The sequence below is a fragment of the Saccharopolyspora indica genome (genome assembly GCF_027853965.1).
Lineage (GTDB): Bacteria > Actinomycetota > Actinomycetes > Mycobacteriales > Pseudonocardiaceae > Saccharopolyspora > Saccharopolyspora indica.
In genome coordinates this window covers 439065-456181 of record NZ_JAQGLB010000003.1, presented here as the reverse complement: position 1 = coordinate 456181, position 17117 = coordinate 439065, and the positions used below count along the sequence as shown (strand labels likewise).

The window sequence follows — 17117 nt, the reverse complement described above, 5'->3', positions numbered from 1 at the left end:
CCGGGATGCGGCACCAGTACCGCCCGAGTTGTGCCGTGCTGAAGCGGCCGTACGGTCGAGGCCAGGAGGGAGTCGGCCATGCACAACGCGAACGTCGTGGGCGTTGACGGATCCGAGTCAGCGCTAGCCGCAGTGCGCTGGGCCGCGAGCGATGCCGCGTTGCACCGAGTTCCGCTGCGGCTGGTGTCGGTCGGAGCCGGGACGTTGCCTGACGCGGCTCGCGCCGCCGACGAGACCGATCGGCATCGCTGGCTGGACTCGGCGACACGACTGGCCATCGAGATCGCTCCGCGAGCGCAGGTCCGCCCGGAGCTCCGTCGCGGTGCGCCCGGTTCCGTTCTGGTCGAGGAATCCGGGCGAGCCCGTCGGGTGATCGTGGGAATTCGTGGGCTCGCCGAGCGAACTGGTCTGCCGGTCGGCTCCGTCGCCGAGTTGGTCGCCATGCACGCCGCGTGCCCGGTCGCAGTGGTGCGAGGACGGGAACCCGGACCAGCCGAGCCGAGCTCGATCCTGGTCGGGGTCGATGGCTCCCGCGTTGGTGAAGCCGCCGTCGCCACGGCGTTCGAGGAAGCATCGGCTCGCCGCGTGCCGCTGGTTGCCGTGCACGTCTGGATGGATGTCGCGATCGATCCCTGGCTCCCCGCCGACGACGGGGAATGGGAAGAGATCAACGAGACCGAACGGGCCGTGCTCGCTGAACGCCTCGCGGGGTGGCAGGAGAAGTACCCGGACGTCGAGGTGCGCCGGGTGGTGGAACGGGACCGGCCGGTGCGCTACCTGATCGAGCACGCCGAGAACGCCCAGCTGATCGTTGTCGGCAGCCGGGGGCGGGGCGGCATGACCGGGATGCTGCTGGGCTCGACCAGCCGAGCCCTGCTGCACATGGCCCCGTGCCCGGTGCTCATCGCCCGGTCCCCGAACACCTGAACGCCGCGGGCGTGACCCAGCTGGTGACCATCAGCCCTACCAGGGGTTGTGGCTGGTACGGAACTGTCAACCCGGAGGCTTCGTCCTCCGAGGTGACATCAGATGATGGGTCTGCCCAGAAACAACCGGCCCCGGGCCGGTCCGGTCCACAGCCTCGGGTGGGCGGCGAACGTCGACGTCCGCGTCAGCAGCGACGGCGTGCAGCCGTTGCACCTGGCCGAGGTCAGGGACGGGCTGGCCGATCGCCTCGGGTTGCCAGCGGTGCCGCAGGCGCTGATGCGGTTCGGGTACCCGGCGCCGGTGAATCCTGGAAGCAGGGGGAGTCATGAGCAGTTCTGAGGTGAAGCCGGTCGTGGTCGGGATCGACGGATCCCCGTCGGCACTCGACGCAGCGTGCTGGGCGGCAGCCGAAGCCGCCCGCCGCGGAACGTGGCTGCAGATCGTCTTCGCCGACGTCTTCGCGCAGGTCTACATACCGGAGCTGCCGACGATCCCGTTGCCGGAGACCTACAGCGATGCGATGGCGCGGCAAGCCAGGACCTGGCTGGACCGCGCTGAACAGGCGGCGCGGTCCGCAGCACCTGATATCGAGGTGCGGACCGTCTCGCACACCGGGAGTGCGGCGCCGGTGCTCATCGACGAGTCCCAGCGGGCTCAGCTGGTGGTCGTGGGCAGCCGCGGGCTCGGTGGGTACACGGGCTTGATCGTGGGATCGGTCGCCGTGGCCCTGTGCGCGCACGGTCATTGCCCGGTCGCGGTCGTGCGACAGTCGCCCGCGGACGTGGACCCGGCTGCGCCGGTGGTCGTCGGCGTGGACGACCGGGATCACCAGGAACCGGTGCTGACCGCCGCTTTCGATGCGGCCGCGATGCGCAGCGTGCTGTTGGTGGCTGTGCACGCCTGGCACGAAGTGGGATCCCGACGTGCCTGGAAGGAATTCCACGCGGCGGGCCAATCGGCTGCGGTGCACGCCGAGGAGGAACGCTTCCTCGCCGAAGCGCTGGCGGGGTGGACCGACAAGTACCCGGATGTCGCAGTACGTCGCGTCGTGGTGCACGGCCAGCCCGCTCGAGCACTGCTCGACCACGCCGAACACGCTCAACTCGTCGTAGCGGGCTCCCGTGGCCGCGGAGGCTTCGCCGGGCTGCTGCTGGGGTCGACCAGCCAGCAGCTGGTGCACCACGCCTCGTGCTCTGTGCTCGTGGTGCGGTGACGCCCGAGGTTTCGGAAGGAGAGGAAGATGCACTACTGGGGTGACTACGGCCCGAGCATCTGGGGAATGACCATGATGACGGTGAGCATGGTGCTGTTCTGGGCGTTGATCATCGCCGCCATCGTTGCTCTCGTCCGCTACATCGGCCGGACCGGGCGGAGCGAGCAGAGGTCCACTCCTGCGGAGGAAATCCTCGCCGAGCGGTACGCGCGCGGGGAGATCGATGATGAGGAGTACCGCCGCCGCATGCAGTCATTGTCGGAGCGCGGCCACCGAAGAACCTGACGTGGTAGGGCACTGGAGGCACCGCCCCTGGAACGCTCCGGCCCGGGAACGCGTGCGAGGACCTCAGCATTCGAATTCGTTGCTGGACGAGGAGAAGCCCGATGGACCAGGAAACGAAGGAGACCGGAAGCACACCTGTCAGCACCGTCACCTCGACATCGTGGTCGCGGTCGACGGATCCGTTGGCGACTACCACGCCGCCGTTGCGCAGAACGTGATCGTCGGTCGGCCGGCGCGAACGACGTAGCCCAGTGGAGACGACGACAGTCATGTCAGGTCTGTGCACCGACCTGTACGAGATCAGGATGGCGGCCAGCTACCTGCGTCGCGGTATGACCGCACCCGCGACGTTCAGCCTGTTCGTCCGGAAACTGCCGCGTGACCGGGGATTTCTGGTCGCCGCGGGTCTAGCCGACTGTCTGGATTTCCTCCAGGAGTTCCATTTCGACACCGATGAACTCAGCTATCTCTCTGACGTGGTAGGGCTCGACGCCGACGACCTGGCAGCACTGGGGGAGCTGCGGTTCACCGGCGAGGTGCGGGCGGTGCCCGAGGGACGCGTGGTCTTCGCCGGTGAGCCCCTCCTGGAGGTCACCGCGCCGATCGCGCAGGCACAGCTGGTGGAGACGGCGCTGCTGAACTTCGTGACGTTCCAGACGTCGGTGGCGACCAAGGCCGCCCGGTGCCGGATCGCAGCACCGCACGCGGATCTCATCGACTTCGCGGCACGCCGCACGCACGGGCTGGAAGCTGCCAGGGCGGTCGCGCGGGCTTCAGCCATCGCCGGGTTCGCGGGAACGAGCTACGTGGCCGCGGCACGGGAGTTCGGTCTTCCCGCCTCCGGAACGATGGCGCACTCCTACATCGAGGCCTTCCCCGACGAACGAGCGGCTTTCACGGCTTTCGCCGAAGACTTCCCTGGCATCACGGTGTTCCTCGTGGACACCTACGACACCCTCGAGGGAGTGCGGAGGGCCATCGAGGTCGCCGCGGGACGTTCTGAGGAACTCGTCGGGATCCGGCTCGACTCCGGCGACCTGGCAGAACTGGCGAGGCGGTCCCGTCGCCTGCTCGACGAGGCAGGGTTCGCGGACGCCAAGATCATGGCCAGCGGCGGGCTCGACGAACACCAGCTCGCCGACCTCTCGGATGCCCCGATCGACGCCTTCGGCATCGGAACCCGCATGGGAGTGTCGGCCGACGCCCCGTCCCTGGACAGCGCCTACAAGCTCGTCGAATACGACCACCGTCCCGTGATGAAGCTGTCGCCGGGCAAGCTGACCGCCCCCGGATCCAAGCAAGTCCACCGCGGCGCTCCCGGGGAACCGGAACTCCTCTCTCTGCGGGACGACATCGCCCCGTCCGGCCGAGAACCGTTGTTGGAGATCGTGATGCGCGACGGGGTGCGCTTGCACGATCCGGAGAACGTCGAGGTGGCGCGCCGACGATTCGAAGGAGATCTGCGATGGCTTCCCGACATGGCGCGTCAGCTCACCGACCCGAGTCCCGTCGAGGTGACGTGGAGTCCGAAACTGCAGCGCCTCACCGGTGAGCTGAGACATGCTTTGGCCACCCGAATGGGGCTGAAGGACACGTCGGAGTGATAGCGATGCTGTGCTGCCCACATCACAGTGGTGGGCGACCTGGCTCGGCCGACCGCCTCGTTCTCGACGTGCGATCTCGGGAGCGCGCGAGTAGACCCGGATTCGACTGCAGAACCAGGCATTGGGGGAGCGATGAATGACCAGAAGCCGCGAATCCTCGTCGGGGTGGATGGCTCGCCAGGCTCCCAGGCCGCTCTGCGGTGGGCGTTGACCTACGCCGAACAATGCGGCGGAACCATCACCGCGTTGATCGCTTGGGCACCGCCAGTCCTGGTCGAGGCTGCGCCCGTACCCCCGGTGATTTCCGACGAGGATTCGAAGAAGTGTGCCGAACAACAGCTCCGGCAGACCGTGGACGACACCAAGGCTGCCCTGGCAACATCGGTTCATGTCGGCCTCGAGGTGGTTCGCGGCCCGGCTGCCCGGTCGCTGCTGGAACGCACCGAGCACGCCGACCTCCTCGTGGTGGGAAGCCGCGGCCACGGCGGGTTCGTCGGGGCGCTCCTGGGCTCGGTGAGCCAGCATTGCGTGAGCCATGCGCACTGCCCGGTCGTCGTAGTGCGCCCCGGCGCCGGATGAGCACCGACAACTTGCCCCTTCCCGCGGTGGTCGTCGAGGCGGGGTGTCATTCGACCACCGACCCACGCGTCCCGGCATCCATGGAATCTCAGCGTCAGGTAGTCGCACGAGCCTGCTCGGCTCCAGGGCCGTTCGACCCTGCATCGACCTCCCCGACGCGAGACAGTTGGTGGGCGATTCGCATCCCCAGAACCAGTGGGAGAGCACCAGGATGGACACCTCGCGCACCGGAACGTCACCGGCTCGCTTCGTGCAACCGAACAGCGTCGCTATCACGCAAAGCCACTGCGCTGTGGTCATTTTCATCGCTGATCGTGCGTACAAGGTCAAGAAACCGGTCGACTTCGGCTTCCTCGACTTCAGCACCGTGGCTGCGCGGGAGTGGGCGTGCAGACGGGAACTGGAGCTCAACCGCCGGCTCGCCCCGGACGTCTACCTCGACGTAGCCCAGGTCATCGACGGCAGCAACGAGCCGTGCGACTGGATCGTGATCATGCGCCGCATGCCAGCAGAACGACGGCTCTCTGAATTGGTGACGCACGGCGCGGACGTACGAGGCGATCTGAAGCAGCTGGCACGCTTGCTCGCCTCCTTCCACAGCGTGGCGGACCGCGGAGCTGAGATCGATGTCGCGGGAGGACTCGCAGCGCTGCGCAGACGGTGGACCGACAACTTCGCCGGTGTTGAGCCGTTCGTCGATGAAGTCATCGACCGTTCTGCATTCGCGGAGATCGTCGAGCTGACCCTGCGCTTCCTCGGTGGACGCGAGGCGTTGTTCGACGAACGAGTGCGGCGGGGATGCATCGTGGACGGACATGGTGATCTGCTGGCCGAAGACATCTTTTGCCTGCCGGATGGCCCGCGAGTGCTGGACTGCCTCGAGTTCGACGACATGCTTCGCTACGTCGACGCCCTGGACGATGCGGCGTTCCTGGCGATGGACCTCGAGAGGCTCGGTGACCCCGAGCTCGGCCGGGCCTTTCTTGATTGGTACCAGGAATTCTCCGACGCTCGAGGTGTTGCCTCGCTGGCACACCACTACCTGGCTTACCGGGCGTTCGTCCGGGCGAAGGTCGCGTGCCTGCGGCATGCGCAAGGTGTTGCCGACGCCGCAACACAGGCGCAGCAGCTGACCAGCATGACGGTGCAGCACCTGCGCGACGGCCAGGTACGCCTCGTACTGGTGGGCGGACTACCCGGCACCGGAAAGTCGACCATCGCAGGCGCGCTCGCGGACCGGATGGGTGCGGTTCTGCTGCGCACAGACCAGATCCGCCGAGAGCTACCCGGGTCCGTCGGCCTCGCGGCGCACGCCGGCTACGGCCGCGGCCTCTACGAGAGCGAACGCGTGCACGAGACGTACCGGGAAATGCTGACACGAGCACGTACCCTGCTCGAGTTCGGGGAAAGCGTGATCTTGGATGCGAGTTGGAGCCGCGCGGAGGAACGCGAGTCGGCCAGGCTTGTCGCAAACGAGACGTTCTCGGCGGTCACCGAGCTTCGGTGCGTGGCCCCATCTGAGATCACCGAGCCTCGCCTGCTCGCCCGAGAGGGTGATATCTCCGACGCGACCGCGGAGATCGCTGCATCGATGAGTCGGCACTTCGCCACTTGGCCTGAGGCCATTCCCATCGACACCTCCGGGCGCGGGGATGCCTCGATCAGCGCGGCATGGGCTGCTCTCGACGTTCGCTGAAGGAATTTCTGCGCCATGCAGCCGCCACAGCGCCCTGACTTTGCGGAAACCGGAACGCTTTGAGGCTGAAAGGCCCGGCCGACGCCTGGCTCGGCGAAGGATACTGGCAGTAGGCCAAGGCGTTGTGAGCTGGTGCCAGGAAGCTGAGAGGCGCACCGTGATCGAAGTTGTCGGGCGGTGGTGGGCTGGAACATCGGATTGGCATCCTCTCGCGGCCTACGAGATCGTGCTCGAACATATGGGGACCAAGTGGCGTGTGACCTACAGAGTGCACGGCGAGCCGCATGCCTTCGTCAGTTTCGAGAGCGAATCTGAAGCCCGACACGACATCAAACACCTCATGACGATCTGTCCTCCCGATGTGCTGCCGTGGCATGAGGTTGCAACGGTAGACCCGTGAGCCATCCTGGATGATTTGTTTCTCGGTCGGCTCGCAAAAGCTGAGAAATGGACGATCTTGCGCTGCTGGTTAGGTCGCGGAGCGATGAAGGTGGGCGGTTCAGGTGGTCGCCTCCTGCCTGAGCGTGCTCCGGCTTTGAGTGTCCCTTCAGTCGCAGCCGTCCTGTGCAGCACAATGTTGGCTGGAACTGTCGTGTCAGTGCTGACTGAATTTTAGGTATCGCAGAGGCCGGGCTTCGTTGCGGCTTTGTGCGACGCGCTTCATTGTGGTGTGGGTGGCAAAGCGAGCGGAGGGGTGAGTGTCGTGGACTCCTTTACTTCGCTGAGTAGACTGTGCAGTGACCTCGAAGAATGAGTCTGAGCACGCCGCTGACCCCGCACTTGGCTGGGGGTCAAGGGGTCGCAGGTTCAAATCCTGTCATCCCGACGGTTGTGACCAGCGGGTTTGCCGAAAGGTGAACCCGCTGGTTTCGTCTTTGGGGTCGTTGTGGTCGCAATGTGGTCGCATGTCGCGCGATCGTTTCCGTGGGGTGTTCTTGGTCAGGCGGCTTGTGTCTGGGTTGTGTTGAGTGTGGTGGCGATGGCGTCGACGGCTTGGTGTGCGGTGTGTCGGGCGAGGTGGCCGTAGATGTTGACGGTGACGGAGAGCGTTGAGTGGCGCATGGTCTTGGAGATGACGCCGAGGGGCACGTTGCTGGCGATCATGAGTGTGGCGGCGAGGTGTCGGAGGTCGTGAACGCGGATGCGTGGTACCCCGGCGGCGGTGCTGAGATCGTGCAAACGGTGCAGGACATACTCCGGCCGTAGGGGTTGTCCGTTGGCTCTGGTGAAGACGAGTCCGTAGTCGCGCCATCGGGAGCCGGCGGCGAGCTGCTGGCTGTGTTGGCGGGTGGCTTGTCGTTGCAGGGCTTGGGTGACGCGGCAGGAGAGTCCGATCCAGTCTTGGCTGGTCTTTGTTTTGGGCGCGGTGAATACCGGAGTCGTGTTGTTCACATTGGACAGTGTGTAGCGGACGTAGAGGACTCGGTCGTCGAGGTGGACGTCTGCCCAGTGCAGTGCGAGTGCTTCTCCTTTGCGCATGCCGGTGCCGATGAGTACTTCGAACAGCTCGGTGAGCGGGTCGTTGACGGCCGCGCAGTGGGCGAGGAATCGGACGGCTTCGGCGGGTGTCCAGCAGATCCGTTGGGGTTTCGGTGGTTGCGGGATCACGGCGTATCTGGCTGCGTTGTGGGCTAGTCGGCGCTCGCGGACGGCGTCGCCGAGTGCGCTGGAGAGGGTGGCGATGCAGCGTCGGAGGGTGACCGCGCCGCGGCCGGCGTCGAGCTGGGCGTGGACGAACTGGGTGATGTGCTGGGTGGCTGAGTTTCTCCAGCCGGATCTCGCCGAGGGCGGGGATGAGGTTCTTGGTGATGTAGTCGGTGTAGCGGGCGATAGTGGTGGGCTTGAGTGTCAGTGTTTTGGTGGCGAGCCAGTCGGTGAGGTAGTCGGCGACGGTCTGGCGGTCGTCTATGGAGATTCCGCTGCGTTCGCAGGCCAGGACGCGGTTGAGCTCGGCCTGGGCGTGGGCTCGGGTGTCGTAGCCGCTGCGGCGCAGGGTGTGGCGGCGGCCTGTGATCGAGGGCAGGTCCACGGCGAAGGTCCAGGTTCCGTGCTTGCTCGAGGCGAGCTTGGGGCAGTGCGGGCCGAGCTGCCGTCCCAGTTCGTCGCGGCATCCGCAGCGGCGGTAGACCCGGCCGCGGTTCGGATTCGAGGTCATCGGGATCACCTTCTTCGCGTGGCGATGTATCCGCAGGTCAGGGCCCTGTGTCTCTAGGCTGCGCGGGATGCGACCACAGTGCGACCACCGGCCCCGTCTTCGCAGGTCAGCGGACAACCACGTGTCGCTACGTCACCAACGACATGCGCATCGCTCGCGAGGAGATCTTCGGTCCGGTCCTCGTCATCATCCCGTACGAGCACGAGGAGGAGGCGGTCGCGATCGCCAACGATTCCGAGTACGGGCTGGGCGGGGGAGTCTTCTCGCCGGACCGCGAACGCGACCGCGGTGGCGCGCCGGGTCGTGACCGGCACGATCGGCATCAACAGCGCGTCGTTCCCGATGGAAGCGCCGTTCGGCGGCGTGAAGAACAGCGGCATGGGCCGCGAACTGGGTCCCAGCAGTCTCGAACCGTACCTGGAGCTGAAGACCATCTTCCGGAGCTGACGAGGTGGGACAGGCCCGGGAAACATGCCGTGCGGGTGTGACGCTGTCCGATGCCGGGCGGTAGTCGCTCAGCGGGGGAGGAGTCCCTCCCTGGATGAGACCTTCCCTTCTCGCGCGGTTCGATCCGGCGCACATTGGGAGTCACGGCGAGCCGGACAAGCGGCCCCGTCAGGATCTCCACATCGGAAGAGGTAACCGGCCCCATGCGGCATGATGTGCGTTTCCCGAGCAACGGCCTGATGCTCGCGGGACATCTCTACACCCCCGACAGCCCGACCTCCGAGCTGTCCCCGGCCATCGTGGTCGGTCACCCGACGACCGGGGTCAAGGAGCAGACCCCCAGCCTGTACGCCCAGCGGCTGGCCGAGGAGGGCTACATCGCCCTGACCTTCGACGCGGCCTACCAGGGCGGCAGCGAGGGCGAGCCGCGCGGCCTGGAGAACCCGTTCCAGCGCGCGGACGACTTCCGCTGGGCGGTGTCGTACCTGGCCAACCGCGAGGACGTCGACCCCGAGCGGATCGGTGTGCTCGGCATCTGCGCGTCCGGTGGCTACGCGCCGTTCGCCGCGCAAACCGATCACCGGATGAAGGCCGTGGCCACCGTCAGCGCGGTGGACCTGCCGGGCTTCTTCCGCGCCGGTGACCCGGAGGGCTTCAACGAGCTGGTCAAGCAGTCCGGGCAGGCCTACAGCGACGAGGTGGCGGGCAAGCCGGCACCGCTGGTGCCCGCGCTGCCCGAGACCGCCGACGCGTCCACCCCGGCGTCGGTGGCGGAGTTCGTCGACTACTACAAGACGCCGCGGGCCCAGCACCCGTGCTCGACCGGCATGTGGGCGCTGCGCAGCGCGGCGCTGCTGGACCAGTACGACTCCTTCGCCCGGATCGACAAGATCGCGCCGCGGCCGCTGCTGATGATCGCCGGCACCAAGGCCGAGACCTTGCCCTTCAGCGAGGGCGCGGTGGCCCAGGCCGGTGACAACGCCGAGCTGCACCTGATCGAGGGCGCGACCCACGTCGACCTCTACGACCGGGACGAGTACCTCGCCCCGGCGGTGGCCAAGCTGGTCGAGTTCTTCAACCAGAACCTGACCAAGGGCTGAGCTCGGCGGAGTCCGGAGACCGCGGTGGCGACACCGCGGTCTCCGCTCTCCCATCGGACCGGGTCCAGGCGTTCACCACGACGCAGAACAGGAGAGCAGTACGATGAGCCACGACCCCTACGCCAACCTCCCCGCGGTCGGCTCCTTCACCGTTGTCAGCGACGACGTCGCGGACGGTCGGACGCTGCCGCTCGCGCAGCGCAGTGGAATCTTCGGTGCCGGTGGCGAAGACGTCTCTCCGCACCTGAGCTGGTCCGGTTTCCCGGCGGAAACGGCGAGTTTCGTCGTGACCGCGTACGACCCCGACGCACCGACGGTCAGCGGGTTCTGGCACTGGGCCGTCGTCGACATCCCGGCCGACGTCACCGAACTCCCGACCGGCGCGGGGGAACCGATCGGGAGCTTGCTGCCCGATGGTGCCTTCCAGCTGGCCAATGACGCCGGTCTGCGCCGTTTTCTCGGTGCGGCACCGCCGGAAGGCCACGGTGCGCACCGCTACGTCTTCGCCGTCCACGCCGTCGACGTCCCCACCTTGGGAATCCCGGACACGGCGACACCGGCGTTCCTCGGGTTCAACCTGCTCGGCCGCACGCTCGGCCGAGCGATCATGACGCCCGTCTACGAACGCTGACTTCACCACCGCAGCACCCGCGCCGTCCCTAGCAGGGGCGGCGCGGGTGCTGATCTCACGGCAGGACCAGGACCACCTTGCCGCGGGTCGCGCCGCTGCGGACGCGCTCGGCCGCGTCGTTGGCGCGGTCGAAGGGGAACTCCTGGTCGACGACCGGCCGGAGCCTCCCGTCCGAGAGGGCGGGCAGCGCCGCTTCGTAGGCTTCGCCGAGCAGTTGCGCGAGCACCTCGGGGCGGCCGTAGGACACGCCGCGCACGGTGAGGTGGCGGAACGACAGGGCGTCGACGTCGATGGTGGACGCGGCGCCGCCGAGTCGGCCCGCTTGCACCACCTGACCGTCGATCCGCGTGGCGGGCAGCACCTCCGCGAACGTCTGACCCGCCACGTGGTCCACCGCGAGATCCACGCCGATGCCGTCGGTCGCCGCGAGCACCGCTTCGGTGAGCGGTTCGGATGACGTGATGACGACCTGGTCGACGCCGAGCGAGGTCAGCAGCTCCGCTTTGCCGGGCGAACGCGTCGTCGCGAGGACGCGACCGGCGCCGAGAACCTTCGCCAGCTGGACGCCCACCAGGCCGATCGCGGACGTGGCGCCCGTGATGAGCACGGTCTGCCCGGCGCTCAGCCGCCCGGCGCGGAGCGCGCCGTACTCCGTGAGCAGGGCTACCGGGAGGGTGACTCCTTCCGCATCGCTCAGGCCTTCCGGGATCGGCAACGCCAGATCGCTCTGCGCCACCGCGCATTCCGCGAACGCCCGCGAAGTGGTCGCCATGACCCGGGAGCCGATGCGTGCCGAGTCCACGCCGGCTCCCACTGCGGTGATCGTCCCGGCGACCTCGTAACCGCCGATCACGGGCTCGGCCGTGTCGCCCGGCCCGTTGTCCAGCGCCCGCACGTCGCCGTTGTTCAGCGCGAATGCGGTCGCCCGGATCAGCACTTGGCCGGGCCCCGGATCCGGCGCTTCGACGTGGACCTTCTCCCAGGCGTGCTGCGGCGTGACCGCGAGCGCGGTGATGGTGGTCATGACACTCCTTGTTCTGCGGCGAAAGAACGGCTGAACGACTGTCCGCCCGACACGCTGCGCCGCATGTCGGCCAATCGCATCAGTTCGTACCTCGCCAAGCCCTCGTGCGGTGCGGATGCCTCGTGGAGGGCCTCGGCCATCGCGGCTGCGTCGGCGACCGCTTGGTCGAAGCCAGCGCCGGTCATCGGGGTCTGCGCGTGCGCTGCGTCGCCCACGAGAGCCAGGCGGGCGTTGGTCACCTTTTCCGGCAGGTACTCGGAAATCGGTGTGGCCACGACGTCCTGGTTGCGGAATGCCTCGATGACGCCCGATCGCCACGGTTCGTCCCACTTGCGCGCGGCTTCTTCGGCGAGTTGGTCGTAGATGTCGTCGGGGATGTCCCCGGCGCGCGGTGTGCGCATCACGTCGCTGCCCCGGACGGCGCCGATCCGGCGGAGCAGGTCGTTGTAGCGGGGATCGAACCAGCCCCAGCCGAAGCGCCGGACCTTCTCGTCCGCCTCGATCAGCGGGTAGACCGCGAGCAGGTCGCGTCCGCCCTCGAAGAACGTCGGGCCCCCGGCCCGGTCCCGGTGGACCTCGGGAAGTTCGGACTGGCCGAGCCACAGGACGTAGCCGGCGTATCCGGCGTTGGCGCGCTCGGCATCGACCGCTCCGCGGACCACGCTGCGGTAGCCGTCGGCACCGATGACGACCTCCGCGGCCCAGACCCGGCCGTCAGCGGTGCGAGCCCACGCCTCGTCGTCGTCGCAGCCCACGGCCACGACGTTCGCGCCGTCGATCAGCTGGATCGCCGGATCAGCGGCTGCTGCGGCCCGCAGAGCCTGGTAGACGTCCCACCAGGCGTGCGGCAGGTAGCCCTGCTGCAGCGCGCCGTGGCCGAGGTGGCCGGAGACGACTCGGTACGCGTCGGGGCCGATGGCATGTTGGAGTTGCCCGCCGGCCACCCGAATCGCCACCCCGCGCTGGGTTCGCCCGGCCGTGCGTTCGAGGACTGCGGCCGGGATGCCCTGGGCCGACAGCGCGAGTGCTGTGGACAGTCCGCCCAACGATCCGCCGACGATGAGCGGGCCCTCGATGCGTCGGGTTTCGGTGGTCGTGGAGGATGATGTGCTCAATGTGAACTTCCGGTTCGAAGCTGTCGTTCGGGCCTGCCAGACCCGGTCCGCTCCGAGTCTGGCCACGGCACCGCGCGCGAAGAAGGGCCGACTTCGTCCCCGGGAGAGCGTTGTCCCCGGGTGCGACGGGTTCAGTACTGGGCGAAGGTCACGGGGAGGGCGGCCAGGCCGCGGACCCACACCGACGGGAGCCACTGCAGGTCGTCGGGGCGCACCGCGAGCGCGACGTCGGGCAGGCGGTCGAGGAGCACCTCGATTCCGGTCGTGGCGATGATCCGCGCGATTTCCTGGGCGGGGAAGGGACACCCGTGCTCTCCGTGGCTGAACGACAGGTGCGCCTGGTTGCCCGCCGCGCCCGCGCAGGAGTCCGGGCGAACCTGCGGATCGGTGTTCGCCGAGGCCAGGCCGAGGACGATCAGGTCTCCTCTGCGGATCCGCTGGCCGCCCAGCTGGGTGTCCTGGGTGGCCCACCGGCCGACGAAGTTCTGCGTCGGGCTGTCCTCCCAGAGCACTTCGGTCAGGGCCTGCGCCACGCTGCTGCGCCCGCCGGAGAGGGTCATCGCGAAGCGGTCGTCGGTGAGCATCAGCCGGATCGTGTTGCCCATCCAGCAGCCGGTGTTGAGGTATCCGGCGGCCATCGTGATCAGCAGGTCGGTGGCGATCTCCTCGTCGGTCAGCCCCACCGGGTGGGCCTGCAGCGCCGAGGGCACGTCGCGGCCGGGGTTGCGGCGCTTGTCCCGCACCAGTTCGAGCATCCGCCCGAAGGTCCGCCGGTGGGCGTGGACCGCTTCGTCGCCTTCGGCCGCCGACGTGGTGACGTCGTGCGCGAGGGCCGGGGCCTCCTCGTCCGGCAGCCCGTAGATCTTCAGCATGGTCAGCAGCGGGATCCGGTGCGCGTACTCGGTGATCAGATCCGCGCTGCCGCGCCCGGCGAAGCCGTCGATCAGATCGTCGCAGATCCGCTCGACCTGCGAACGCAGTTCGAACTCGTCCACAGCGGACAGTGCCGATGCGATCGCGTCCGCGCGTTCGCGGTGCGCTTCTCCCTCGGCGAAGAGCACCGTCGGCTGGTGCTCGACGTAGGGCCGCATCGACCAGTCGCGGGGAACCGAGGACCAGGCGTTCCAGCGGCGCGAGTCGCGGCCGAAGAGCTCCGGGGTGCTGGTGACGTGGTGGAGTTCGCGGTAGCCGAGCACGCACCAGGCGGGCACGCCGCCTTCCAGCAGCACCGGGACCACGGGCCCGTGCTCGCGCCGCATCTCCCGGTACACCTCGACGGGGTTGTCGTGGAACCGCGGGCCGTAGAGCCGCGCGGCTCTGGCGTGCGGGTTCTGGGCGCCCGGACGGGTCACGGCGCGGCCTCCCGGGTGGACGACATGGCGTGGAGGTGCTCGACCAGCCCGATCAGCACGGCCTTGCTGGATTCCCGGTCGCGGGCGTCGCAGTCGATCAGCGGTACTCCGGCCGACAGGTCGAGCGCGTCGCGCACCTGCGCCAGGCTGTGCACGGGCCTGCCGAAGTTGTTGCGGGCGACGATGAACGGCATCCGGTGGTGTTCGAGCCGGTCGATGGCGTACCAGGAGTCGGCCAGCCGCCGGTCGTCGACGAGCACGACCGCGCCCAGCGAGCCCGCGAACAGCTGGTCCCACACGAACCAGAACCGCTCCTGGCCGGGTGCGCCGAACAGGTACAGCACCAGGTGGTCGTTCAGCGTGATCCGGCCGAAGTCGAAGGCCACCGTGGTGGTGGACTTGCCGCTGACGCCGCCGGTTTCGTCGATGCCGACGCCGGCCTGCGTCATGGTCTCCTCGGTGCTGAGCGGCCGGATCTCGCTGACCGAGCGCACGATGGTGGTCTTGCCGACGGCGAACCCGCCTACGATCACGATTTTCAGGGCGTCCGTCACGGTCCCGCGCAGCGGTGCGGGTGCGGAGGTCGCCCGTTCAGAGATTGCGGAGTCCAACGAGCACCTGCTTCAGGAATTCGGGAGTGGGCAGTTGCGCCTCGGTGCGGGCCGAGGACGGGTGGCGGGCGGTGACCTTGCCCATGTCGAGCAGGTCCGAGAGCAGCACCTTCACCACGCTCACCGGAAGCCGCAGTCCCGCGGACAGCTCCGCCACGGCCATCGGCCGGCGGCACAGCCGCAGGATCCACGCGTGCTCGGACTGCATGCCCGGGACCGGATCGCATTCGCTCACGATCAGCGTCACCAGGTCGAAGGAATCCTCCGCCGGCCGGCTGCGACCTCCGGTGACGGTGTAGAGCCGGTCCGGGCCGTCGTCGAGCCAGGTCATTGCGGCCAGGCGGGGTTGGCGCCGCGCGGGGCGGTGCTGAGGTGCTCGCCGATCTGCTCGACCAGCTCGTTCATGTTGTGCCCGACGACGCCGACGTCCGCGTCCTCTCCGGCCAGCACGGCGAGGTGCGCGCCCGCGCCGGCCTCGACGATGCAGAGCACGCCGCCGTAGAACTCGGTCATGGACTGGCGCACCCCGCCGCTGCCGTCGCCGAATTCGGCCGAGGCTCCGCAGGACAGGCTCTGGATGCCGGAGGCGATGGCGGCCAGCTGGTCGGCCTGATCCATCGACAGGCCGGGCGTGTGGCAGAGCTTGAGTCCGTCCTTCGACAGCACCAGGGCGTGCCGGCTGTGCGGCGTCTGCGCCAGCAGGTTCTCCAGCAGCCAGTCGAGGTCGCGCGTCGTGGTGGTCATCGCAGTTCTGGGCCGGTGTTGTGGAACGGGAACCGGCCCGTGCCTCCAATCCTGTTGTGCTGACCGCGTAGCGGTCATCGAGCGTTGTCGTCCGGGGACGACTGGGTGCGGCGGGCGTTGCGGAAGGCGTCGAACCGCGCGCCCGGGTCCGGCCGCCGCCTGGCCTGCCGGGGTTCCTTCGGTGCGTTGGCCGCGTGCGCGGCGGCAAGAGTTTGGCCGCGGTGGCGCTTGGGCAGCGCGTTAGGTTCGCCGCCGGTCGCCGGGAGCGGGGTGCCCGCGGTGGGGAAGGCCGGTTCCCGGTCGGATCGGGAGCTCTCCTGAGCGGGGAGGGAGATGTCCTCGGTGATCTGGGAGGCGGGAGCCCGGCCGAGTGCGGGAGCCGGATCGTGCCGGGGCTGGGTGATCAGCTGCCGGGGAATCAGGACGACGACACCGGTGCCGCCGCGCGAGGAGGACCGGAACGAGACGGTCAGGCCGTGCTTGCGGGCCAGCCGGCCCACCACGGCGAGCCCGAGCCGGGTCCCGGACATCGCGGCCAGGTCCAGCGGTTCGGCCGACACAGCGCGCTCGGCGCGGGCCAGCGCCTCGGGGCTCATGACCAGACCGCTGTCCTCGATCCGGACGACGATCCCGGTGTGGATGGCCTCCACGTAGACGTGGACCTCTTCGGCGGGCGGGGAGAAGCGGGTCGCGTTGTCCATCAGCTCGGCGAGCACGTGCATGACGCCTTCCGCCGCGTAGCCGGCGATCGCGACGGTGCTGGTCGAGTGCGTCCGGATCCGCTGGTAGCCGCTGATCCGGCCCATCGCGCCGCGCAGCACGCTCTCCATCACGATCGGCTTGGTCCAGCGGCGGCCGGAGCGGGCGCCGGTGAGCACCGCGATGCTGTCCGCGAGGCGACCGGCCTGCGCGGTGCTGTGGTCGAGCTTGAGCAGGTCCGCGAGCACGTCCGCGTCGTGCTTGCCCTCCATCTCGCGGAGATCGGCGAGCATGCTGGTCGCCAGCGCCTGCATGCGACCGGCCACGTTGGCACTGGTGGCGGTGGCGGCGGCACGCATCCGCTCACCGGTGGCGATCTCCTCGGCCGCTGCGCGGACGACCTGCTGGTGGGCAGGCCCGAAGGAGTGCGCCACCTCGGCGGTCGCGGCGTCCGCAGGGGCTCCTTCGCGCACCCGGCGGGCTACGGCCGGGAGCGCTTCTTCGGCGAGCCGGGCGAGTTCCGCGTCGGCCGCGGCGAGACGCGCCCGGGTGTCGCGGGCCAGCAGGGTGCCGCGGACCGCGAGCGCGATGGCCGCGGACAGCAGGGCCGAGAGGACACCTCCGTACCACGCGACCAGTGCCTGGCTTGTGGCGTCCGCGGTCAGGGACATCCACAGGCAGGCGCCGCCGGTGACGGTCGCGGCAGACAAGAGGGCGAGCAGCGCGGGGCGAACGGATTCGTGGGACGGCATTGGAATGTCCTCAATGGCCTGTCGGTAACCGAAGGATCGGCCGATCATAGCCCGCATCATATATTAAGTAATTCACATTTCAGTAACGCCTCCGAAAGCTGGCCGGGTGTCCGAGAACTTGGACACCCGGCCAGCTTCCACGTCCGTAGCGTCGCAGCAATGCAGCTCCGCCGGGCTGTGCCG

At 68.5% G+C, this 17117-nt stretch carries 18 protein-coding genes and 2 pseudogenes; 11 read left to right on the top strand and 9 right to left on the bottom strand.

Annotated features, from left to right (window positions below; translation table 11 throughout):
* Positions 1-78: 78 nt before the first annotated feature.
* From OU416_RS09490 to OU416_RS09455, 8 genes are all read left to right on the top strand, one after another.
* Positions 79-927 carry a universal stress protein gene (locus tag OU416_RS09490; protein ID WP_270926494.1) on the top strand — a complete coding sequence of 283 codons (849 nt, stop codon included), beginning with the start codon at positions 79-81 and terminating at the stop codon, positions 925-927.
* Between the two features lie 105 nt (positions 928-1032).
* Positions 1033-1266, top strand: coding sequence for a hypothetical protein (locus OU416_RS09485; protein ID WP_270926493.1), 234 nt, complete (start codon positions 1033-1035; stop codon positions 1264-1266).
* A complete protein-coding gene (locus OU416_RS09480) occupies positions 1253-2140 on the top strand; it encodes a universal stress protein (protein WP_270926492.1) in 888 nt (295 codons plus the stop codon). Before OU416_RS09485 ends, OU416_RS09480 begins: the two co-directional genes overlap by 14 nt.
* Before the next feature lie 27 nt (positions 2141-2167).
* Positions 2168-2425: an SHOCT domain-containing protein gene (locus OU416_RS09475; protein WP_270926491.1), complete on the top strand. Its 258-nt coding sequence runs from the start codon at positions 2168-2170 to the stop codon at positions 2423-2425.
* Positions 2426-2676: 251 nt separating this feature from the next.
* Positions 2677-4029 (top strand): nicotinate phosphoribosyltransferase, encoded by a 1353-nt coding sequence (locus OU416_RS09470; RefSeq protein WP_270926490.1) that lies wholly within the window; start codon positions 2677-2679, stop codon positions 4027-4029.
* A 132-nt stretch (positions 4030-4161) separates the two neighbouring features.
* Positions 4162-4608, top strand: a complete 447-nt coding sequence (locus OU416_RS09465) for a universal stress protein (protein WP_270926489.1) — start codon at positions 4162-4164, stop codon at positions 4606-4608.
* A gap of 211 nt (positions 4609-4819) precedes the next feature.
* Positions 4820-6304, top strand: a complete 1485-nt coding sequence (locus tag OU416_RS09460; protein WP_270926488.1) for a bifunctional aminoglycoside phosphotransferase/ATP-binding protein — start codon at positions 4820-4822, stop codon at positions 6302-6304.
* Between the two features lie 157 nt (positions 6305-6461).
* On the top strand, positions 6462-6704 hold the full coding sequence (locus OU416_RS09455; RefSeq protein ID WP_270926487.1) for a hypothetical protein: 243 nt from the start codon (positions 6462-6464) through the stop codon (positions 6702-6704).
* Positions 6705-7243: 539 nt separating this feature from the next.
* Here the strand turns inward: OU416_RS09455 and OU416_RS09450 are convergent.
* On the bottom strand, positions 7244-7912 hold the full coding sequence (locus OU416_RS09450; RefSeq protein ID WP_270926486.1) for a site-specific integrase: 669 nt from the start codon (positions 7910-7912) through the stop codon (positions 7244-7246).
* 205 nt (positions 7913-8117) lie between these two features.
* A pseudogene (locus OU416_RS40285) lies at positions 8118-8459 on the bottom strand (hypothetical protein); the annotation flags it as partial.
* A 131-nt stretch (positions 8460-8590) separates the two neighbouring features.
* Here OU416_RS40285 and OU416_RS09445 point away from each other — a divergent pair.
* The 3 genes and pseudogenes from OU416_RS09445 to OU416_RS09435 form a co-directional block, all read left to right on the top strand.
* Positions 8591-8906, top strand: a pseudogene (locus OU416_RS09445) (aldehyde dehydrogenase family protein); the annotation flags it as partial.
* Positions 8907-9109: 203 nt separating this feature from the next.
* Positions 9110-10006, top strand: coding sequence for an alpha/beta hydrolase (locus OU416_RS09440; RefSeq protein ID WP_270926485.1), 897 nt, complete (start codon positions 9110-9112; stop codon positions 10004-10006).
* Between the two features lie 103 nt (positions 10007-10109).
* Entirely contained in the window at positions 10110-10637 is a 528-nt protein-coding gene (locus OU416_RS09435; RefSeq protein ID WP_270926484.1) for a YbhB/YbcL family Raf kinase inhibitor-like protein, read from the top strand.
* A 55-nt stretch (positions 10638-10692) separates the two neighbouring features.
* On the opposite strand, the gene OU416_RS09430 is transcribed toward OU416_RS09435, so the two are convergent.
* The 7 genes from OU416_RS09430 to OU416_RS09400 all read right to left on the bottom strand — a co-directional run bounded on the left by OU416_RS09430 (position 10693) and on the right by OU416_RS09400 (position 16934).
* Entirely contained in the window at positions 10693-11661 is a 969-nt protein-coding gene (locus OU416_RS09430; protein WP_270926483.1) for a quinone oxidoreductase family protein, read from the bottom strand.
* Positions 11658-12776: an FAD-dependent monooxygenase gene (locus OU416_RS09425; RefSeq protein WP_270926482.1), complete on the bottom strand. Its 1119-nt coding sequence runs from the start codon at positions 12774-12776 to the stop codon at positions 11658-11660. The genes OU416_RS09430 and OU416_RS09425 overlap by 4 nt, the downstream gene beginning before the upstream one ends.
* Before the next feature lie 131 nt (positions 12777-12907).
* A complete protein-coding gene (locus OU416_RS09420; RefSeq protein ID WP_372907247.1) occupies positions 12908-14128 on the bottom strand; it encodes a cytochrome P450 in 1221 nt (406 codons plus the stop codon).
* Complete coding sequence (locus tag OU416_RS09415) at positions 14125-14661, bottom strand: GTP-binding protein (RefSeq protein ID WP_333779629.1); 537 nt, start codon at positions 14659-14661, stop codon at positions 14125-14127. Before OU416_RS09415 ends, OU416_RS09420 begins: the two co-directional genes overlap by 4 nt.
* 58 nt (positions 14662-14719) lie before the next feature.
* Positions 14720-15070 (bottom strand): DUF742 domain-containing protein, encoded by a 351-nt coding sequence (locus OU416_RS09410; RefSeq protein ID WP_270926480.1) that lies wholly within the window; start codon positions 15068-15070, stop codon positions 14720-14722.
* Positions 15067-15483 (bottom strand): roadblock/LC7 domain-containing protein, encoded by a 417-nt coding sequence (locus OU416_RS09405; RefSeq protein ID WP_270926479.1) that lies wholly within the window; start codon positions 15481-15483, stop codon positions 15067-15069. Before OU416_RS09405 ends, OU416_RS09410 begins: the two co-directional genes overlap by 4 nt.
* A gap of 74 nt (positions 15484-15557) precedes the next feature.
* The gene (locus tag OU416_RS09400; protein WP_270926478.1) at positions 15558-16934 is read right to left on the bottom strand and encodes a sensor histidine kinase; all 1377 of its coding nucleotides are present in this window, start codon (positions 16932-16934) and stop codon (positions 15558-15560) included.
* Between the last annotated feature and the right edge of the window lie 183 nt (positions 16935-17117).